Genomic DNA, 18,929 nt, shown 5'->3' with positions numbered 1-18,929 from the left:
ATAATATTTCTACCCGACTCAACCGGAAAATTAAAAACTACAAAATAATTTAATTTTCTCGGCGATCGACCGGCTCAACAATTTGCTAAATTAAAGATAGAGTTGGGTAAATTTGGCTATGTCTGACTTAAATCGTGGAATAATGAAGTTCAAGGGAGCCGACAGCCCGGTTGTGGTGTTGGTTTCCTCTATTATTGTCTTAGGAGGAGTCGGTTTTCTGATCGCGTGGGCGCTTCAAACCGCCTATTCCTTCTAATTTCTCAAAATTTACTGTACACAGCAACAGCAGGCAAAATCAACAACACAGAGGGTAACTCCCCTCAAACCCCAAGATGCGATCTCCACGCATCTTTATTTTGTGTCAAGTTTGTAGTATACTTGTAATACTTTGTCGTGGAGTGCATTTAAACCGGACTTATGGCTAGCTTTCGGGACATCTGCAACTATTATCGGCAATATCTGCCGTTGTCGATTTTTAGCATTGGTGCCTCCTGTCTGTTTGAATTGCTAGATTTGGTGGTACCCTATGCAATCGGTCAAATTTTAAACGTCTTGTCCGGTCAACCCCTCGATCGCCTGATGGGGAGTCTCGTGGGTGCGATCGCGAACTGGACAGGAAATCCAGTCAACACTCAACTGTCTTTAATTGTACTACTGAGCGTAATTTTTGGAGTAACAGTAGCCAAAGCACCCATTCAACCCTGGTTGGGGCTGTGGTTTCATTGGGTAATTCCGTTAAAAGCAAGGCGGGATCATCATCGCAATGCGGTTCGTAAAATTTTAACCCTTCCCCTAGAATTTTACGATGAAAATAACCCCGGACGGGTTGCCAGTCGGGTGGCGAAAGGAGTAGCCAATCAGACTTGGACTTACCCAGAAATTGCCGGACAACTCATTCCGAAATTGGTGAGAGTTTTGGGGATTTTTGTGATCTTGTCGGCGATTCAATGGCGAATTTCGGTACTGTTTTTAACTTCTTTTATTGTCATTTTAGGCTTGACGCTAAAAACCCTTAAACATCTGACCGATTTAGAAGAAGTTTTAGACTGTTACCAAGAAAACACCGAAAGCCGAAACTCGGAGATTATTACCAACATTAAAACCGTCAAAGCCTTTGCCACAGAAGCCCAAGAATTAAAACGGCAAAGCACCCGTTTGGAACGAGAATTATTCATGGTAATTAATCGCATCCACAAAGGCTATGTGAAACTCGGAACCTATCAAACCACAATTATTCAATGTTGTTTGTTTGCGGTTTTAGGGTTTTTATTGGCGGCTACCGTAGGCGGAAAAATTTCTCTGGGTTATTTTGTCACGGCTTACACGCTGGCGAGTATGGCTTATTCGGAATTAACGCCAATCAGTCATCTGGCCGAAGTTTTTGCCCGTCGTTATGCTTCGATGGTTCGGTTTCACGAATTTCTCCAACTCCCAGAAGGTCAAGATGGTGTAATTCTCCATGCCAACCCGAAAGAGAATTTATCTACGCAGAAATATCAGTTTACCGGCAAAGTCGAATTCTCTAATTTGACCTTTGGTTACAGTTTGGAAAAGCCGGTTTTGCATGATATTAACTTGCTAATCGAACCCTATCAAACGGTGGCATTGGTCGGGCGTTCCGGTTCGGGAAAATCTACCTTAGTGAAGTTATTGTTTCGCTATTTTGAACAGAATCAAGGGCAAATTTTAATCGATGGGGAAGATATTCGCAGCTTGAATGTTACCGGATATCGTCAACGCTTGGGGATCGTTCATCAAGATGTCGATATCTTCAACGGCAGCCTCTTAGAAAACCTAACCTATGGGAACCCTCAAGCCACTTTTAAAGAAGTTGAAGAAGCTTGTCGGATTGCCCGAGCCGATGAATTTATCGCCCATCTTCCCCAAGGATACTATACCATTGTCGGGGAACGGGGGGTGCGTTTATCGGGCGGTCAAAAACAACGTTTGGGTATTGCACGGGCGTTGCTGGTCAACCCGGATGTGTTAGTCTTTGATGAAGCCACATCTAGCCTTGATTATGAGTCGGAACGGGCGATTCAGTTGGCGATGCACAGTATTTTGGGGACTCGGACTACCATTGTGATTGCTCACCGTCTGAGTACGATTCGAGAAGCCGACAAGATTGTGGTGTTAGACCAAGGTAAAATCGTGGAAGTGGGAACTCACGAAGAATTGTTGAACCAACAGGGAATTTACCAACGTTTACATTCGTTACAAGAAACGGGAGAATTGTTTGATTGATACTCTGGTTTTTCCAGGACGCCCTAAAATCAAAACAGTTCTGTATACTTTACCCCGTTGTGATTGCCACTCCTATTCCTCAATACCTGAGCGCTGTTTCTGAAGCTACCCCTCTACTGGGAAATGTTTGGATCGATGCTGTGGTGCTGGCTTTGATGCTAGCACTTTCAGCCTTTTTCTCGGGTTCAGAAACGGCGATGACTGCTTTAGATAATCTGAAACTGCGGGTTTTGATTAAAGAACAGGGCGATCCGACGGGAATGTATACCCTGGTTTTAGAAAATCGAGCCAGATTTATTACCACGCTGTTGGTTGGGAATAATTTGGTGAATAATTTCTCGGCTATTCTCACCAGTAATTTGTTTGCGTTGTGGTTGGGAAATGCGGGTTTGGGTGTAGCAACTGCTGTGGTGACGTTTCTGTTGCTGATTTTTGGGGAAATTACGCCGAAATCCCTGGCGATTAGCAATGCCTTAGGGATTTTTAAGGCGATTGTTCGGCCGATTTACTGGCTTTCTATTATACTCGCTCCGGTTATTTATTTGTTTGAAGCGATCGCCCAACGGGTGATTCGTTTGTTTAACCGGGGGGCGACTCAACCGAGTTTATCGGTGCAGGAATTGCGCCTGATGATTGAGATTTTGGGGGGTCGGGGTCAACTCGATTGGCAAAAACATCAATTGCTGAATAAGGCGCTGATGATGGATTATTTGATGGCGCGAGAAGTGGTTAAACCCCGGATTGAAATGCGAACCATTTCCCATCAGGCGACTATACAAGAGGTGATTGATTTGTGTTTGGAAACGGGATATTCTCGAATTCCGGTTCAGGGAGAGTCGAAAGATGAAATTGTCGGGATTGTTCACCTCAAACGAGCTTTACAGTTATTGCGATCGCCGGATTATTATTCTTCTCAGTTGGTGACAGAAGCCATGAGTCCGCCGGTTTATGTTCCCGAAACTAAACGGGTGGGAAATTTGCTTAAGGAAATGTTACAACAGCGCCTTCACATGACGATTGTTGTTGATGAATATGGCGGTACGGTGGGATTGGTGACTTTAGAAGATATTTTGGAGGAGTTGGTCGGCGAAATTTACGATGAGAGCGATTTTCCCAGTCGTCCCACCCGAAACCGAAATTCTGGGTTTTCGGCGACTTCTCTTGCGGCGAAACGCCCCAAACCTTCTGCGAAACCTTCTCCCTCTCCTTCACCTCGATCGGGATCTCGTCCGCGATCGCCTTCTTCGGAAAATCCTAATAGTTAATATGATATCCGAGTCATCAGCGATCGTGCTGTAGGGGCGCGCCTCAGTATTGATCGAGTGCGACCACTCCGAGATTGAGTTAAACCCGCCCCGCACACATAACAATATTAATCAATCGAACATCATATAATTCCCTCGATCGCAGAACCCGATCCCATGAATTTCCGAGCATTCCCATTCGGAAGTTCGGCTTCTCCAAACCCGATAAAACTCTCAATCCTATAATGGCATTCATCCCTGACTTGAATAGATTACAAGCAGGGAATCCTGCCTACTTTTGTTGAATTCCTGATCGTTGACAGCACTAGAAAAACCTAGTGACTTGTTTGTTTATAAACCGGTGATTTTTATCACCAGAGTAATTATACCACTTTTCCGCTAAGAGAGCATAAAAATCTTTCCATTGGAATATATCCCAGAGAAAACCCGGCGAAAACCGTACTAAAATAGACGGTACATACGAATAATGACGGATTGCGCGAACCGTTTACATTTCGTTACGATAGGTTCATACATTAAATTAAGGTAATAAACCTTTTACACAAGCTGAATTGAGAGGACATTCTTAATGAATAACTCTATACGAGTGGGTAACTTATTCGGGATTCCGTTTTATGTCAATGCCTCCTGGTTTATTGTACTGGGATTAATGACATTAAGTTACGGCACCAACTTAGCAGCACAATTTCCCACCTTGGGCGGGGCGAGTGCGGGGTTACTCGGTTTAGTCGCCGCTTTGCTGTTATTTGCTTCTGTCTTAGCCCACGAACTCGGACATAGTTTTGTCGCGATCAAACAGGGAATTAACGTTAAATCAATTACGCTATTTCTATTTGGTGGACTGGCGAGTTTGGATAAAGAAGCCAAAACCCCTGGCGGTGCTTTTTGGATTGCGATCGCTGGCCCTGCGGTGAGTATTGCCCTATTCTTACTCTTAAGTGGTATTGGTAGCACTGTTGCGACCAGTGGACCGTTAGGAGCAATGGTGGGTTTGCTGGCTTATATTAACCTGGCGCTGGCATTATTTAACCTGATTCCCGGCTTACCTTTAGATGGCGGAAACGTTCTGAAAGCGTTCGTTTGGAAAATTACCGGAAACCAGTATACTGGGGTAATTTGGGCGAGTCGAGTCGGTCAAGCATTAGGTTGGACTGCGATCGCATTAGGATTTCTACCGACGTTATTATCCGGTCAATTTCCGAATTTCTGGACGATATTAATCGGTTGGTTCCTGTTACAAAATGCGGGTGTATTGGCACAAGATGCGACCTTACGCAGCAAGCTGTCTGAGTTCACCGCAGAAGATGCCCTCACCAACGATACCCCGATTATTTCTGAGGATTTATCCCTGCGCGAGTTAGCCAACGAATATATCATCGGAAAAGCTCAAGCCAGACGGTTCTTTATTGTTAACGAAGAAGGCGAATTTCTGGGTCAATTTGAAGTCGATCAAATGAGAGCCATTCCGACATCTCAATGGCCGACCACTCACGTTAAAGAACTGATGCAACCGATTAAACTTTCTAACACGATAGAAGCCGAACGTTCATTACTCGATGTTGTTACTTTATTTGAAAAAGAACAAATTAATGAATTGGCGGTCATGCGAAACGGAATGTTAGTCGGGTTAATAGAAAAAGCTTCTATTCGCAAAGTGTTACAACGCAGCGCCGAAGCAAAACCCGCTTAAATTTCAAGCATTGTAACTAACTCATAAACCCGGTTTCGCAGAAGTTACCGGGTTTTTAGGATGTACCTGATCGCAAGTAAAACCCGATTGTAGGGGCGCATGGTGATGCGCCCGTTTAGACCATTGACGTACACAAGAATTAAACCGTTCGTTGGAGTTGAAAATGATTCGACCCGTTACTCCCGATGATACAGCAGCGCTCATCGCTTTAGCCAAAGACACAATTAGCTTTGAACCCAACGAACTTGAGGAACTCGGTAAAATGTTCGCCGACTACTTCAACGGTAATAGCGATGATATCTGTATTACCGACGAAGATAATGGGTTGGTCGGGGTAGCCTACTGCACCCCCGAACGGATGACCAACGGGACGTGGAACCTACTGTTGATCGCCGTCCATCCCAACTATCAAGGACAGGGACGGGGTTCGGCTTTGCTGCGCTACGTTGAGCAAACCTTGACGGGGCGGGGTGAGCGCCTGTTACTTGTAGAAACTTCAGGACTACCCAGTTTTGAGCGCACACGGGCATTTTACCGCAAATGTGGTTATGATGAGGAAGCGCGAATTCGTGACTTCTATGATGTCGGCAATGACAAAATTGTTTACCATAAAATGCTAACTGTTCAGGGGATGTAATACCGATTCTTTATGAAGCTGCATTTAATTAATCCCCCCTTAGATCCCCCCTAGCCCCCCTTAAAAAGGGGGGAAGCCGCAGGCGGGGGAATTCCCTTAAAAAGGGGGGTGGCGAAGCCTGGAGGGATACGCCTGAACGGTTTGACAAGCTCATTTATCTAAAGTTCAATTAATCAACTCGTCCCTACACAAATGTGAGACAATATAGAACGGTACATCGGAATAGAGAACTGAAAAACTGTGAGTTCAACTGTCGTCACGACTGAGAATGCTAAATCAACAGCCAGCGTCACCCGTCGTGCTGTTTTTCCCTTTACCGCTATTGTCGGTCAGGAAGAAATGAAGCTGGCGTTGCTGCTGAACGTGATTGATCCCAAAATCGGTGGTGTGATGATTATGGGCGATCGCGGAACGGGCAAATCGACTACAATTAGAGCGTTGGCTGACTTATTACCCGAAATCGATATCGTTGCAGATGACCCCTTCAACAGCCATCCCGACGATCCGGAATTGATGAGCGATGAAGTGCGGGAGCGAGTTTTCAACCAACAGTCGGTTCCTCTGGGTCGCAAAAAAGTACCGATGGTTGATTTACCGTTGGGGGCGACGGAAGATCGGGTTTGTGGCACCATTGATATTGAGAAAGCCTTAGCCGAAGGGGTGAAAGCTTTTGAACCGGGTTTGTTGGCGAAAGCGAATCGCGGTATCCTCTATGTTGATGAGGTGAACCTGTTAGATGATCACTTGGTTGATGTATTATTAGATTCTGCGGCCAGTGGTTGGAATACGGTTGAACGGGAAGGAATTTCGATTCGTCATCCGGCGCGATTTGTATTGGTGGGTTCGGGAAACCCGGAAGAGGGAGAATTGCGCCCTCAACTGTTAGACCGTTTTGGAATGCACGCCGAAATTCGGACGGTAAAAGAACCTAATTTACGGGTGAAAATTGTTGAACAACGGACGGATTTTGATCGCGCTCCTAAGGAGTTTTTGGCTCAGTATGTTAGCGATCAAGAAAAACTTCAACAGACGATTCTTGAGGCTCAACAAAGATTATCTTCTGTAGAAATTAACTATGATTTTCGAGTGAAGATTTCTCAAGTTTGTGCCGAACTTGATGTTGATGGGTTGCGGGGAGATATTGTTACCAACCGTGCGGCGAAAGCGTTAGCTGCTTTTGAGGGTCGCACCGAAGTAACCGTCGAAGATATCGGTCGGGTGATTACGTTGTGTTTGCGTCATCGTCTGCGAAAAGATCCGTTAGAATCGATAGATTCGGGATACAAAGTGCAGAAAGTTTTCCGTCAGGTGTTTGGTTTACCCGAACCCGAAGACGGCAATTAATTGAGACGGTTTCAGGGTTGATTAACAGTTAAAAACTGGAGATTTAAACATTTTTAAAAACCCGAATCCATGTCAAAATGTATTATTGGATTTGATCCGGGATTAGCCACTTTAGGCTTTGGTGTAATTCACTGTCAAAGCAAACGGGAACGGGATGGAAATTATCCCGTTTCTTTAATTGATTTTGGCGTGATTAAAACACCCGCCCATCAAGAAATGGGAAAGCGTCTTTGTACGATTTATGAGGATGTACACACTTTAATTGAACAGTTTAAACCCGACTTGGCGGTTGCTGAAAAATTGTTTTTTTATCGGATGGGAAATGTGATTTCTGTCGCGCAGGCTAGAGGGGTTTTAATGTTAGTTTTAGCCCAGGAAAATATTCCCCTGTTTGAGTTTAGTCCCCCCCAGGTGAAACAAGCGTTAACGGGTTATGGTAACGCCGATAAATTAGAGGTACAAAATGCTGTAGCCCGAGAGTTAGACCTCGATAATATTCCCAAACCCGATGATGCTGCTGATGCGTTAGCGGTTGCTTTAACGGCTTGGTTTGATGATGAAATCGTTCCTAAGTAATACAATAGAATAAGAGATTAATTTTAGGATCAATGATTATTTTAACATCTCAAGAAATTGCTCAATTTCGTTCGCAACTTTCCGAATATCCCCAAGCGTTGGAAGCTTTAGATACCATAGAAGACTGCGAGGGAGATATCGAAGATGCGGCTATTTCTATCGCCATACAAGTCGGACAAATGCCGACAACTTCTGATAATTGGTTGGATGGGGTGGCGAAACGATATCGGGTGACGATTTGTGATAAAGAATATCGCGAGGATTTGTTGCAAGGAAATGTTAGTCAAATGGTCGGACGTTTACTGACCCAAAATAATTGTCCGGAGTTGTTGGTGACTCCGGTTGTTATCTATGCGGTAAAAACGGGGATTAATACATTCTGCGAACCTTTAGAATACAAACTATCTTCTTAAGTGATGAAAACCAGACAAAATTAACCAAAAATTATCCTAAACCTCTTGACTTGAACTCTGTTTTCAGCCTAAAATATCCCTGAAAGTTAACCCAGAAAAGCCGTTAACCCTGTTTGGACCATTTCTTTATGAAGTTGCATCTAATTAATCCCCCCAACCCCCTTTAATCCCCCCTTAATCCCCCCTTAAAAAGGGGGGTGGCGTTCGCGGGGGGATTCCTTTAAAAAGGGGGGAAGCCGCAGGCGGGGGGATGAAAAAAGTTGCATGATTAAAGAGAAACGGTATGGACTGTCCAAATTTAAGAGGGGGTTTTTGATGGATGTTCAAAGTATTCAAAAAAGGGGTTTAATGTGGTGATAAAATTTAACTTAAACTTAAACTTAAACTTAAACTTAAACTTAAAATTACTGTATCAAGGCTTAATTTACTGCGGTTTATTCCTCTCACTCTCCGCCTGTACAACCTCATCAATCCCATCTCCTCAACCCACAAAAACCCAAAGAAAAACCCCCGATAAAGTTGTTGGAAACTCCCCAACTTTTGCGGCTAAACTGGTTAACGACAAAGGCGGATATTATTGTTCAAACGGTTCAACCGCATTCGGACCAATCACCCAAAGAATGATACAAAAATGTATAGACTGGGGCGGTGGAAGCAGTTGTCAAAATAACCAATGGTCGGAAACATTATTTCTCAAAGCCTACGGAAATGGAAGATGTCCCGATGGTTCCCGCTTCAATTCTATTATAGGTTACTGTGTAGAAGGAAATAATTCTATCGGCCCTTTTTCTAAGCAATTAGTCACCGCTTGTCAAAACGCAGACGGGGGTAATTCTTGTCAATCTAATCGTTGGAATAGTAACTTTTTATATAAACTTCTGCGAAATGAAGGATTAATTACCCCTCCAGAAATTCCCCCACAATTTGTTTTGTTAGCCTTCGATGGTGCAGAATCCCTGGAAGCTTGGAACAAGTCGCGAAACTTTGCCAAAACGTTAGAACAAAAAGGGATTAATTTACGCTTTACTTATTTTATCAGTGCGGTTTATTTTGTCAACACCGAGAACCGCAAACTGTACAACGCCCCCGCAGGAAACGGTCTGGGACGTTCGGCCATTGGTTGGGGCGGTGAGGTTGATGATGTTAAAAAACGGCTGGAACAGGTGAATTTAGCCCATCAAGAAGGACATGAAATCGCCTCCCACGCCGTCGGTCATTTTTATGGCTATAACTGGAGTGAAGCGGACTGGAAAAAAGAGTTTGATTACTTTGATAAATTCATTTTTGACGCTTACAAAATCAACGGTTTAACAGGTCATCTCGCCTTTGACCGCAGTGCAATAGAAGGGTTTCGCGCACCCCAATTAGCAACCAGTTCCGGTTTATTTCGCACCTTAGAAAAGGAAGGATTTCGCTATGATACCAGTCTCACCAGTCAACCCAATTATTGGCCGCAAAAACAAAACGGCGTTTGGAATTTTCCGTTGGTTAGTATTACGACTGCGTTAACTAAAAAAAGTGTTTTGTCAATGGACTACAACTTTTATTATCTGCACTCAAAAGCCAAACCAAACTCTAGTAATGCCAAACGTTATGAGGAAGATATGTTCAAAACCTATATGAACTATTTTGAGAGTAATTATAAAGGAAATCGCGCCCCCGTACACATCGGACATCACTTTTCAGCTTGGAATAATGGTGCCTATTGGAATGCTTTATTTCGGTTTGCTGAAGCCGTTTGTGGTCAGCCCGACGTGAAATGTGTGACTTACCGCGAACTTGCAGATTTTATGGATATGTTAACCCCGAGTCAAATTGCAGCTTATCATAAAGGCGTTTTTCCGACAGTTCTCGCCGAGAATACACCGCCAACAAATTCAGTTAAAGCAGAAGAAATTCAATCCGAATTGTGTCAAGTTTCCGAGACAGTCGGACAACTGAACCCTTAGATTTTCTAGAGACAATCTTTGAAGCCGCCCCGTGAAAATATTTAATCAATAGCCGTTGGACTCAACCTGAGAAAGATGGCAGTTTTAAGGTTTATAGATTAAAATAGAGAAATTAAAATCATATGATATCCGAACCAGTATTGTAGGGGCGGGTTCAGCAATTATTTATGTTTTCCCACTCTCAACTTATATAAACCCGTCCCTCTTACAGTTTTCAGGTATCATCTCTATGTTACTGTAGACTATTGACTGGTGGTTACTGTTCACTGTTGTTCGCACCCAGAACACGCATTAATCAACCGGATATCATATCAATTTGAAAACAGATTTCAACTGATTTAAGTTAGCCCAAAATCCAAATGATGACGAAGTGGAAACCCGAACTCTTAGCGCCCGCCAAAAATCTAGAACGGCTAAAAGTCGCCATTCTCTACGGTGCCGATGCCGTTTATGTTGGCGGACAGAAATACGGTTTGAGGGCGCGGGCGGATAATTTTACCGACTATGATTTAAAAAATGGCGTTGCATTCGCCCACGAACATAACGCCAAGGTTTATGTCACTTTAAATGCCTTTTTACACGATGAAGATTTTCAGGGTTTAGGAGACTATTGTCAGTTTTTAGAATCGATAGGAATTGATGCTGTCATTGTTTCCGATTTGGGGGTTTTACGAGTCGTTCGCAAGTCTTCAAATCTCAATATTCATCTTTCAACTCAAGCCTCTTGTTTGAATGCTTCAGCAGCAGAACTTTGGAAACAATTTGGCGTCAAACGTCTGATTGTGGGCCGAGAATTGAGTGTGGAAGAAACGGGTTTAATTGGTGAAAAATCCGGTATTGATGTCGAAATGTTTATTCATGGGGCGATGTGTATGGCCTATTCGGGTCACTGCACCATTTCTAATTTTACCGCAGGTCGGGATTCTAATCGGGGCGGTTGCATTCAATCCTGTCGTTTACCCTATGAATTGGAGAATCAAGAAGGTAATCCCATCACGTTTATGTCTTCCAAAGATTTGTGGGGAGTGCATGACATCGAAGCGTTTTTTCAACATAAAATTTGCTCTTTAAAAATCGAAGGGCGGATGAAGTCTTCCTTTTATGTGGCGATGACGTGCAAAGCCTATCGACAGTTAATTGATGCGTACACAGAAGGAAAAATAACGCCAGAATTACTGAATAAAATTGCCGGCAATCTGGAATCAATTCCTCACCGCGATTATTGTTCGGGTTCGTTAGAAAGTCCCGCAGATAGTGAGACGGTATTTGGTCAATTGTTCGGAAATAATCGCGGAACTCACGAATATTTGGGGATTGTTATTGACACAACATCGGATTATCTGGCGATTCAGTTATTAGAACCTTTAACCGTTGGAGATGAAATCGAAATTATTCCCCCCCAAGGACAGATTATTGACTGGAAAATTACTCAACTTTTCTCGGTGACGGGAGAACGTTTAGAAAGCATCCAAAAAGATAGCGTTGTTTGTATTCCCCGAGTTGATATTATGCAAAATATTAACAAACTTACGGTGATTCGACTCTCCCGACAAAAAACCGTTTCTCAGCCCGAATTAGTCACTCATTCTTAAAAGAGAATGCTTAAAATAGAATGCAATTTAACACCTTTGTCTCATCGATTTCTGATTTAGAACGGTGCGTTCTGGCGCCGAATTTAGAGGAGGTTTTGCTAGAACCTTTGTTATTGGCTCGTCAAGGAAAACTTTCACTCGAAGAAACCGAATTTCTCGCGTCTGAAGCCGTTAAACGTTCGCTGCATCCGGTGTTGGTTTGGGATATATTAATGCCGGAACAGATTATGATGGAAATCTGTCAAAAAATCTCTCAGTATAATCTTAGCAAATTTTCGGCAATTCGAGTTTGCGATCCGGGTGCGGCTTGGTGGGTGAAAAGTCATTTTCCGCAGTTGAAAATACAGCTAATTGTTGAAACGGGAAATCACAATCTTGAAGCCTTGCAAGGGTGGTGTGAGGTTCTTTCGGGTTCGTTAGAGCGGTTGGTTTTATCGATAGAACTACCCGAAGCAAAACTGATAGAATATTGTCAAAAACTTCCGGTTGCTTGCGAAATTTTGGGCGTAGGGCGAATTTTGCTGTTTTATTCTCCCCGTTCTTTGTTATCGAAACATATCTCGGTCAAGAGTTCCGAAGAAATTCGTTATCTCGAAACCACTGTCGCCTCAGAAGAAAGTCAAAATCGACCTTTTCCGACTCTAGAAACGGTGCATGGTACGTTTATGTTTTTGGATAAGGATCAGTTTATTTTGGATCGGTTAGAGTCTTTAGAAAAGGCGGGTTTACAGACCGTGCGTTTGGACTTGCGACATTTAAGCCAAGATGAAAATTTTGATGAAAATTTTGATCAAAATATTGTGGTAAATGTTGATAAGATTTGTCGGCAAATTTTAGATAACCCCACAGCGCTAAAAACTCAATGGCCCAAACCGATTCGCGCACCTTTTTTTAAAGCAAACCGCACGACTTCTATTTTTGATCGCATGAAATCTAAGGCGAAATTGGCGGCTTATCGCAATGAAATTGGACTGGCTGAAATTGTGGCGGTTGAGAGTAAAACTGCTGTGATTTTTTATGCGTTACAACCCTTTGAACTTTCCCAAATTAACTCTTTAATTCTGCCGACTGGGGAAGAACGAGAACTTCCGGAAGATATTCAATTTCGCAACTTAAAAGGCGAGGTGATCAAAAAATGCGATCGCGAACAAATTTTGATTGCCAATTGGTTTAAAAAAGCTATGCCGGGGTCTTTACTGTTAGGTAAAATGGAGAATGGCTAGGCGTTCTAATCCTTATTTTCAGTTTAAACAGTTTACCATCTTTCAAGACCGTTGTGCGATGAAAGTGGGAACCGATGGCGTACTTTTGGGAGCCTGGACGGAGGTTAAAAATACTCAAACCCTATTAGATATTGGTACGGGGACGGGTTTGGTGGCGTTGATGTTGGCGCAGCGTTCAACCGCAGAAATTGATGCCGTAGAAATTGATGAAAATTCTTTTATTCAAGCCCAAGAAAATGTTACGCAAACCCCTTGGAAAGAGCGCATTAAAATTTATCACAGTTCCGTTCAGGACTATACAAAATGTTGCTCAAAGCGGTATAATTTAATTGTCTCAAATCCCCCTTTTTTTGAGAACGCCTACAAAGCCTCCAAACCACCCAGAACGGTGGCGCGACATACCGATCTTTTGTCAGCAATTGATTTGTTAAACGTCTCACAACAGCTTTTAGATGAGGGGGGAAGGTTGGCGGTTATTTATCCGACCGAGGCGGCGAATCGTTTTCAAGAAAAGGCTCAAGAGTTTGGTTTTTTCTGCAATCAAAAGTTGTTGGTAAAACCGACGCCAACAAGTTCAACCAAACGAATTTTAATGGAATTGAGCAAACGTCAAAAAAATCAATCCGAAAACACCCTAATCATTGAAACAGAGAGGCATATTTACACGCCGGAATTTATTGATTTAGTTCAAGATTTTTATCTAAAGTATTAAATTATTGATGTTTTGAATAGCATTTATTGATTATGTTTCCCGCAACTTTTAAACGTTTTACAATTTCCGAATATCATCGCCTAACAGAACTTGGGATTTTACAACCGAGCGATCGCATAGAATTAATTCGAGGAGAATTGGTTAAAATGGCGGCGAAAGGAACGGCTCACGAAGTCTGTTTAACTAAGTTACTGCGAGAACTTTCTAAATTGATATCTGAACGAGCAACTTTAAGATGTCAATCTCCGATAATTTTATCCTCAAACAGCGAACCCGAACCCGATTTTACAATTGTTATTAATCGTCCCGATGACTATCTCGCTTCGCACCCTACCGGCAATGATATCATATTGGTAATTGAGATTTCTGATTCGTCTTTGGACTACGATAAAGAGATAAAACTACCCCTGTATGCTGAAGATGGAATCTCCGATTTTTGGATCTTTAATCTTGGCGATCGCATTTTGGAAGCTTACAGCAAACCCTATCAAAAACCCCAAGGAAGTTGGGGTTATCGTATCCAAAAGATTTCTTTACCCGACGAAACAATTTCGCTCCCCCAGTTTTCCGATTTATTGCTTGACTTGGCGAAAGTTTTCCCCAATACTTAAATTGAACTTGATAAAAACATGAGCGATTTATTCAATACCGAACTTTATTTTAGTTCCGAAAAAGACGAACTTTTTGAGAAAGGAACCTGGCCAAAACCGTTTGTTTTTAATGAAGAAGTTGTGCGGGTTTTTGATGATATGGTTTCCCGTTCAGTTCCCCTGTATCGAGAGGTGGTTGCTTGTGCGGCGCATTGGGGTTTAGCCTATTATCAAGACGGAACAAAAGTTATAGATATTGGTTGTTCTACGGGAACCTTTTTAGAATTACTCGGACGTTTTTTAAAGGAACCTGCAACTTTAGTGGGGATTGATAGTTCTCAAGCGATGTTAGAAAAAGCGGAAAAAAAATTAGCTGAAATCTCCCAAATTCACCAAATAGAACTCATTTGTAATCAAGCCGAAAACTGTTCATTTAATCAAAGTAGTGTAGTCGTAATGAACTATACGTTACAGTTTTTACCCCTAAACCAACGTCAAAAGTTACTGCGAAAAATTTATGAAGGTTTAGTTCCCGGTGGGTTGCTCTTTCTCAGCGAAAAAATTCGTTCTGGTTCTCCCCAATTTCAAGAAACCATTACCCGACACTACGAAGCGTTTAAAACTCGCAATGGTTACGCCAAAAATGAAATCGAACGCAAGAAAGAAGCGCTGGAAAATGTGTTAATTCCGCTCACGGAAGCCGAACAAATTTCGATGTTAAAAGAAAGTGGCTTTGAACAGGTTGACTCGATTATTAAACTGCATAACTTTATTTCGTTTGTGGCTTTAAAAGGAAAATAATCTTTAAGAATTAATCAACCCTTGAACCGCAATTAAAAGATCGGGAAAACTCAAAGGGGAAATCGTTCCTGTTGTTAAGGTCAATTCCGATGTATAATCATTATTATTGGGATTTCTAAATACTTTTAGCTCTGAGTTTTTCAAATTCACAACCCAATATTCCTGAATTTTAGCTTCTGCATAGATGGATTTCTTTAATCCTAAATCTTTCTCTAAAGAGGTGTTAGCAAATTCAAGAATCCAAAAAATATTCTCGGGATAGGGATGATGATTTAGGTATTGTTTACCCAAAGGTTGAACAATTGCAATATCGGGTTCCGGTTCCGAATTGTTGGGTAATGTGATCGGATGACCCTCACTAATCATAGCTTGATTCCCTAGTAATTTCCGCAAATAATCACTAACTTTTGAACTGTAGTAAGCATGAGGTATTCCCTCTGGTAATTTAACCACTAAATCTCCTCTTAGTAATTCTATCCGATCATCTTCTCGGATTGACCCGTTGGCGATCGCTTCGTGGTATCGGTCTAATGACCATTTAAACAGGGTAACGGTCATCGTTTTCTCCTAAATTCTTGCTTTTTATTATGCAATATTTTTATAACTTTTGTCTACATTACTGTTATGATTAAAAAGATCGGTGTTATCTCGAAGTAAAATGTTAGATGAAAGCCTGGGTTATGTCGCGCCTGACTATCTCGAACAATACAATGATATTATTGAATATGAAAATATTTTAGCCATCCGTCAGGAACGACAAAAACAACTGTTTGAAGCCAAAACTAAGCGATATTATCAAGCGGTTCAAGCGGTTAAAGATATTGAAAGTAACAAGTTTGATTTTTCCGGTTCGGTGATAAAAGTTGGTGAAGCGGATGAACTCTCTTTTGAACAGCAGCAGCGATTTAATCAAAGCTTAAAAGCCTTTTGTCCCTGGAAAAAAGGGCCGTTTGAACTGTTTGGAACTTTTATAGATGCCGAATGGCGTTCTGATTGGAAATGGGAGCGGATTTTACCGCATATTCAATCACTAACCGACCGCAAAGTTGCAGATATTGGCTGTCACAACGGTTATTTTATGTTTAGAATGGCGCATCAAAAACCCGCCTGTGTCGTTGGTTTTGAACCCTACGCCAAACACTTCTGGAACTTTCAACTGGTTCAAAATATTGTCCGACAGGAAATGCTTCATTTTGAACTGTTGGGCGTCGAACATATTGACCTTTATCCCGATTTTTTTGATACGATTTTCTGTTTGGGGATTTTGTATCATCATACTGACCCGGTGGGTTTACTGCGAAAACTGCACAAATCTCTGAAAAAAACCGGAGAAATTATTATTGACTGTCAGGGAATACCGGGAGATTTACCCGTTGCATTAACCCCTCAAAAACGTTATGCACGGGCGCGAGGAATTTGGTTTCTCCCAACTCAATTATGCTTGGAAAATTGGATAAATCGGGCTGGTTTTACCGATGTTAATTGTTTTTTTGCCGAACCCCTTTCAACGGAAGAACAACGCCGCACCAGTTGGGCGGATATTGATAGTTTATCTGAGTTTTTAGATCCTCAAAATCCTTCATTGACTGTAGAAGGTTATCCCGCACCCTGGCGTTATTATGTAATTGCTCACAAAGATTAATAAAATGGCAAAATTATCTGAGTATAAGCTATAATTTATTATGGGATTGGGCATTTTGGGAATGGGTAGACTATTTACAAGCTGTTAATCCCCAAATTTCCGATCTCGCCAGTCGGCTATTACCGCCACAAACAATTTCAACTCAAGTTATATCTTTTTTATCGAGCAAGATTTGCGATGAAAACTCGTCGATGGTTCTGTTCTTTTCTGTTATTTTTGGCTGGGCTTCTAGTCGCGATGGGCTGTAGTCAGGGATTGGATTCTGTTAAAAATATAGATGCGGGAGTTGGTGAACAAGTAATCGTTTTAGGTGATAGTATTGCATCCGGCTATGGTGTCGCCGAAACCGAAGCTTTTCCCAATGTTCTCAGTCGTCAATTGGGTTTACCCATTGTAAATAAAGGTGTCGCTGGAGATACCACAGCAATGGGATTAAATCGACTTCAAGAGGATGTAATATCCGAAAACCCTTGGTTGGTTATTGTTGAACTTGGCGGAAATGATTATCTGAGAAAAGTTCCTGTTGCTGAAACTGAAGAAAACTTACGAGAAATTATTACTCAAATTCAACAACAGGGGGCGATAGTTGTTTTATTGGGAATTAACCCCAGTTTGCTCAACGATCCTTACAAAGAAATGTTTGAAAAAGTTGCTCAAGAAACCCAAGCTTATCTCATTCCTCAAATCTTTACAGGAGTTTTGAATAATCCCAAACATCGACAAGATGATGTGATTCATCCGAATGCAGTTGGACACGAAGTATTAGCCAGTCGTGTTGCTGAAGATTTGCGTCCGTTACTCAAAGATGCAAAATGGCCTGCTAGTTTAATGAAATACAAATCCTCCACTAATTAAATACCGATAAAATTAAATTCACAGTGGGTTGTTTTTAAAAAAAATTGATGAAAGTAAAGGATGTTATCAAGTTGCTAGAAAACGATGGATGGTATCAAGTCAGGATACGAGGAAGTCATCGACAATTTCACCATCCAAATAAAGTTGGAACAGTGACCGTTTCCGGGAAATTAAGTGTAGATATGCCACCCGGAACACTTAACAGCGTTTTAAAACAAGCCGGATTGAAGTAAAGGAGTAATATTCTAATGAGCCAACTGTTAAAATACACTGTAATTCTAGAAAAAGGAACATCAAGCTACGGGGCTTATGTTCCAGATTTACCCGGATGTGTTGCCGTAGGAGAAACAAAAGAGGAAGTATTGCAATTGATTCAGGAAGCCATTTCATTTCATCTTGAAGATTTACAAGAAAGCGGTCAACCGATTCCTCAACCAACTTCTACCAGTGAAATTGTCACCCTCTCGATTTAAGAACGATTAATTAAATTTTTTAACTCTTTTAAAAACGCGGGTTGGTTGGCGGTGGTTAACGGACGGGTGAGGAGTCCTTGACTGGGACTCAATAGAAAAGCTAGGGTAAATAATCCCGATGTCACTAACACAATCGCGGGGCCGGAAGGGAGGTTATAATAGTAGCTGAGATACATTCCGCTAATACTTGAAACTATCCCTACTCCCACCCCGCAAAACATCATCTGATGCAAACGACTAACGAGTAAATAAGCCGTCGCCGCAGGAGTAATTAATAATGATAAAACTAACACCACTCCAACGGCTTTTAAACTGGCGACAATGGTTAAGGCAATTAACACCATTAACCCAAAATTGAGGAGGTTTACGGGCAAACCAACGGCCTCTGCACCCAAAGGATCGAAGGTATAAAACAGCAGTTCTTTGTAAATTAAAACCACAATTAAAATAACAATGACGGCAATGATCGCCGTATCCCGAACATCTCCCAATGTCACCCCGAGAATGTTCCCAAATAAAAAGTGATTCAGGTCAATTTTGTTGTCTTTTTGAACGATGGTAATTAAGGTAATTCCCAACGCAAAAAAGGCGGAAAATACGATTCCCATCGCCGCATCTTCTTTAATGTTGCTGCGGGTGCGAATTAAGTTAATAAAAACGGTACTAATCACCCCCGCAATAAACGCACCGACGAAAATATTCGCACCGACAATATAGGCAATAGCCAACCCCGGTAAGACAGAATGACTGATGGCATCCCCCAATAAAGCGAGGCGTTGCACCATCAAATAACTACCAACAACCGCACAAATTAAACCCACTAAAATTGCAACAATCAAAGATCGCTGCATGAAACTATATTGCAAGGGTTCGATTAAAATATCCCACATTTTATTTGACTAATTTTCTGCTACTCCTTTTAA

At 42.0% G+C, this 18,929-nt stretch carries 21 protein-coding genes; 18 read left to right on the top strand and 3 right to left on the bottom strand.

Annotated elements, in window-relative coordinates:
- Positions 1 to 118: 118 nt before the first annotated feature.
- The 3 genes from ACL6C3_RS20080 to ACL6C3_RS20070 all read left to right on the top strand — a co-directional run bounded on the left by ACL6C3_RS20080 (position 119) and on the right by ACL6C3_RS20070 (position 3,509).
- Positions 119 to 256 (top strand): hypothetical protein, encoded by a 138-nt coding sequence (locus ACL6C3_RS20080; RefSeq protein WP_413160813.1) that lies wholly within the window; start codon positions 119 to 121, stop codon positions 254 to 256.
- Between the two features lie 161 nt (positions 257 to 417).
- Entirely contained in the window at positions 418 to 2,244 is a 1,827-nt protein-coding gene (locus ACL6C3_RS20075) for an ABC transporter ATP-binding protein (protein WP_413160812.1), read from the top strand.
- Positions 2,245 to 2,399: 155 nt separating this feature from the next.
- The gene (locus tag ACL6C3_RS20070; protein ID WP_413168376.1) at positions 2,400 to 3,509 is read left to right on the top strand and encodes a hemolysin family protein; all 1,110 of its coding nucleotides are present in this window, start codon (positions 2,400 to 2,402) and stop codon (positions 3,507 to 3,509) included.
- 79 nt (positions 3,510 to 3,588) lie between these two features.
- Here ACL6C3_RS20070 and ACL6C3_RS20065 read toward each other — a convergent pair whose 3' ends face one another.
- Positions 3,589 to 3,744 carry a hypothetical protein gene (locus ACL6C3_RS20065; RefSeq protein ID WP_413160811.1) on the bottom strand — a complete coding sequence of 52 codons (156 nt, stop codon included), beginning with the start codon at positions 3,742 to 3,744 and terminating at the stop codon, positions 3,589 to 3,591.
- Between the two features lie 333 nt (positions 3,745 to 4,077).
- Here ACL6C3_RS20065 and ACL6C3_RS20060 point away from each other — a divergent pair, with 333 nt between their 5' ends.
- The 11 genes from ACL6C3_RS20060 to cmoA all read left to right on the top strand — a co-directional run bounded on the left by ACL6C3_RS20060 (position 4,078) and on the right by cmoA (position 15,036).
- On the top strand, positions 4,078 to 5,199 hold the full coding sequence (locus tag ACL6C3_RS20060) for a site-2 protease family protein (RefSeq protein ID WP_413160810.1): 1,122 nt from the start codon (positions 4,078 to 4,080) through the stop codon (positions 5,197 to 5,199).
- Positions 5,200 to 5,362: 163 nt separating this feature from the next.
- Positions 5,363 to 5,836: a GNAT family N-acetyltransferase gene (locus ACL6C3_RS20055; RefSeq protein ID WP_413160809.1), complete on the top strand. Its 474-nt coding sequence runs from the start codon at positions 5,363 to 5,365 to the stop codon at positions 5,834 to 5,836.
- A 240-nt stretch (positions 5,837 to 6,076) separates the two neighbouring features.
- Positions 6,077 to 7,180: a magnesium chelatase ATPase subunit I gene (bchI, locus tag ACL6C3_RS20050; protein ID WP_413160808.1), complete on the top strand. Its 1,104-nt coding sequence runs from the start codon at positions 6,077 to 6,079 to the stop codon at positions 7,178 to 7,180.
- A gap of 69 nt (positions 7,181 to 7,249) precedes the next feature.
- Complete coding sequence (ruvC, locus tag ACL6C3_RS20045; RefSeq protein WP_413160807.1) at positions 7,250 to 7,756, top strand: crossover junction endodeoxyribonuclease RuvC; 507 nt, start codon at positions 7,250 to 7,252, stop codon at positions 7,754 to 7,756.
- 32 nt (positions 7,757 to 7,788) lie between these two features.
- Entirely contained in the window at positions 7,789 to 8,169 is a 381-nt protein-coding gene (locus tag ACL6C3_RS20040) for a hypothetical protein (protein ID WP_413160806.1), read from the top strand.
- Between the two features lie 353 nt (positions 8,170 to 8,522).
- Positions 8,523 to 10,118, top strand: coding sequence for a hypothetical protein (locus ACL6C3_RS20035; protein WP_413160805.1), 1,596 nt, complete (start codon positions 8,523 to 8,525; stop codon positions 10,116 to 10,118).
- A gap of 359 nt (positions 10,119 to 10,477) precedes the next feature.
- Entirely contained in the window at positions 10,478 to 11,710 is a 1,233-nt protein-coding gene (locus ACL6C3_RS20030) for a U32 family peptidase (protein ID WP_413160804.1), read from the top strand.
- A gap of 20 nt (positions 11,711 to 11,730) precedes the next feature.
- On the top strand, positions 11,731 to 12,933 hold the full coding sequence (locus ACL6C3_RS20025; RefSeq protein ID WP_413160803.1) for a U32 family peptidase: 1,203 nt from the start codon (positions 11,731 to 11,733) through the stop codon (positions 12,931 to 12,933).
- The gene (locus ACL6C3_RS20020) at positions 12,926 to 13,645 is read left to right on the top strand and encodes a tRNA1(Val) (adenine(37)-N6)-methyltransferase (protein ID WP_413160802.1); all 720 of its coding nucleotides are present in this window, start codon (positions 12,926 to 12,928) and stop codon (positions 13,643 to 13,645) included. Before ACL6C3_RS20025 ends, ACL6C3_RS20020 begins: the two co-directional genes overlap by 8 nt.
- A 32-nt stretch (positions 13,646 to 13,677) precedes the next feature.
- The gene (locus ACL6C3_RS20015) at positions 13,678 to 14,256 is read left to right on the top strand and encodes a Uma2 family endonuclease (RefSeq protein ID WP_413160801.1); all 579 of its coding nucleotides are present in this window, start codon (positions 13,678 to 13,680) and stop codon (positions 14,254 to 14,256) included.
- An 18-nt stretch (positions 14,257 to 14,274) separates the two neighbouring features.
- The gene (gene cmoA, locus ACL6C3_RS20010) at positions 14,275 to 15,036 is read left to right on the top strand and encodes a carboxy-S-adenosyl-L-methionine synthase CmoA (RefSeq protein WP_413160800.1); all 762 of its coding nucleotides are present in this window, start codon (positions 14,275 to 14,277) and stop codon (positions 15,034 to 15,036) included.
- Between the two features lie 3 nt (positions 15,037 to 15,039).
- Here cmoA and ACL6C3_RS20005 read toward each other — a convergent pair whose 3' ends face one another.
- Positions 15,040 to 15,594 (bottom strand): Uma2 family endonuclease, encoded by a 555-nt coding sequence (locus ACL6C3_RS20005; RefSeq protein ID WP_413160799.1) that lies wholly within the window; start codon positions 15,592 to 15,594, stop codon positions 15,040 to 15,042.
- A gap of 100 nt (positions 15,595 to 15,694) precedes the next feature.
- Between ACL6C3_RS20005 and cmoB the strand changes: the two genes are divergently transcribed.
- The 4 genes from cmoB (at position 15,695) to ACL6C3_RS19985 (ending at position 18,006) form a co-directional block, all read left to right on the top strand.
- Positions 15,695 to 16,678, top strand: a complete 984-nt coding sequence (cmoB, locus tag ACL6C3_RS20000; protein ID WP_413160798.1) for a tRNA 5-methoxyuridine(34)/uridine 5-oxyacetic acid(34) synthase CmoB — start codon at positions 15,695 to 15,697, stop codon at positions 16,676 to 16,678.
- Positions 16,679 to 16,855: 177 nt separating this feature from the next.
- Positions 16,856 to 17,533: a GDSL-type esterase/lipase family protein gene (locus tag ACL6C3_RS19995; protein WP_413160797.1), complete on the top strand. Its 678-nt coding sequence runs from the start codon at positions 16,856 to 16,858 to the stop codon at positions 17,531 to 17,533.
- A 71-nt stretch (positions 17,534 to 17,604) separates the two neighbouring features.
- Positions 17,605 to 17,766: a type II toxin-antitoxin system HicA family toxin gene (locus ACL6C3_RS19990; protein ID WP_413160796.1), complete on the top strand. Its 162-nt coding sequence runs from the start codon at positions 17,605 to 17,607 to the stop codon at positions 17,764 to 17,766.
- 15 nt (positions 17,767 to 17,781) lie between these two features.
- Positions 17,782 to 18,006 carry a type II toxin-antitoxin system HicB family antitoxin gene (locus tag ACL6C3_RS19985; protein ID WP_413160795.1) on the top strand — a complete coding sequence of 75 codons (225 nt, stop codon included), beginning with the start codon at positions 17,782 to 17,784 and terminating at the stop codon, positions 18,004 to 18,006.
- Here ACL6C3_RS19985 and ACL6C3_RS19980 read toward each other — a convergent pair.
- Positions 18,003 to 18,896 carry a metal ABC transporter permease gene (locus ACL6C3_RS19980; RefSeq protein WP_413160794.1) on the bottom strand — a complete coding sequence of 298 codons (894 nt, stop codon included), beginning with the start codon at positions 18,894 to 18,896 and terminating at the stop codon, positions 18,003 to 18,005. The genes ACL6C3_RS19985 and ACL6C3_RS19980 overlap by 4 nt on opposite strands.
- Positions 18,897 to 18,929: the final 33 nt, after the last annotated feature.

Source organism: Capilliphycus salinus ALCB114379, assembly GCF_047276495.1.
Classification (GTDB): domain Bacteria; phylum Cyanobacteriota; class Cyanobacteriia; order Cyanobacteriales; family Microcoleaceae; genus Capilliphycus; species Capilliphycus salinus.
The sequence above is the reverse complement of the archived record's forward strand: the minus strand, read 5'-3'. Positions and strand labels throughout refer to the sequence as shown.

Excerpts from the sequence above, each read along its gene's own strand:
- ACL6C3_RS20080 (WP_413160813.1), top strand. The coding sequence starts at position 119 with ATGTCTGACTTAAATCGTGGAATAATGAAGTTCAAGGGAGCCGACAGC.
- ACL6C3_RS20075 (WP_413160812.1), top strand. The coding sequence starts at position 418 with ATGGCTAGCTTTCGGGACATCTGCAACTATTATCGGCAATATCTGCCG.
- ACL6C3_RS20070 (WP_413168376.1), top strand. The coding sequence starts at position 2,400 with ATGCTAGCACTTTCAGCCTTTTTCTCGGGTTCAGAAACGGCGATGACT.
- ACL6C3_RS20065 (WP_413160811.1), bottom strand. The coding sequence starts at position 3,744 with ATGAATGCCATTATAGGATTGAGAGTTTTATCGGGTTTGGAGAAGCCG.
- ACL6C3_RS20060 (WP_413160810.1), top strand. The coding sequence starts at position 4,078 with ATGAATAACTCTATACGAGTGGGTAACTTATTCGGGATTCCGTTTTAT.
- ACL6C3_RS20055 (WP_413160809.1), top strand. The coding sequence starts at position 5,363 with ATGATTCGACCCGTTACTCCCGATGATACAGCAGCGCTCATCGCTTTA.
- ruvC (WP_413160807.1), top strand. The coding sequence starts at position 7,250 with ATGTCAAAATGTATTATTGGATTTGATCCGGGATTAGCCACTTTAGGC.
- ACL6C3_RS20040 (WP_413160806.1), top strand. The coding sequence starts at position 7,789 with ATGATTATTTTAACATCTCAAGAAATTGCTCAATTTCGTTCGCAACTT.
- ACL6C3_RS20030 (WP_413160804.1), top strand. The coding sequence starts at position 10,478 with ATGATGACGAAGTGGAAACCCGAACTCTTAGCGCCCGCCAAAAATCTA.
- ACL6C3_RS20025 (WP_413160803.1), top strand. The coding sequence starts at position 11,731 with ATGCAATTTAACACCTTTGTCTCATCGATTTCTGATTTAGAACGGTGC.
- ACL6C3_RS20020 (WP_413160802.1), top strand. The coding sequence starts at position 12,926 with ATGGCTAGGCGTTCTAATCCTTATTTTCAGTTTAAACAGTTTACCATC.
- ACL6C3_RS20015 (WP_413160801.1), top strand. The coding sequence starts at position 13,678 with ATGTTTCCCGCAACTTTTAAACGTTTTACAATTTCCGAATATCATCGC.
- cmoA (WP_413160800.1), top strand. The coding sequence starts at position 14,275 with ATGAGCGATTTATTCAATACCGAACTTTATTTTAGTTCCGAAAAAGAC.
- ACL6C3_RS20005 (WP_413160799.1), bottom strand. The coding sequence starts at position 15,594 with ATGACCGTTACCCTGTTTAAATGGTCATTAGACCGATACCACGAAGCG.
- cmoB (WP_413160798.1), top strand. The coding sequence starts at position 15,695 with ATGTTAGATGAAAGCCTGGGTTATGTCGCGCCTGACTATCTCGAACAA.
- ACL6C3_RS19995 (WP_413160797.1), top strand. The coding sequence starts at position 16,856 with ATGAAAACTCGTCGATGGTTCTGTTCTTTTCTGTTATTTTTGGCTGGG.
- ACL6C3_RS19985 (WP_413160795.1), top strand. The coding sequence starts at position 17,782 with ATGAGCCAACTGTTAAAATACACTGTAATTCTAGAAAAAGGAACATCA.
- ACL6C3_RS19980 (WP_413160794.1), bottom strand. The coding sequence starts at position 18,896 with ATGTGGGATATTTTAATCGAACCCTTGCAATATAGTTTCATGCAGCGA.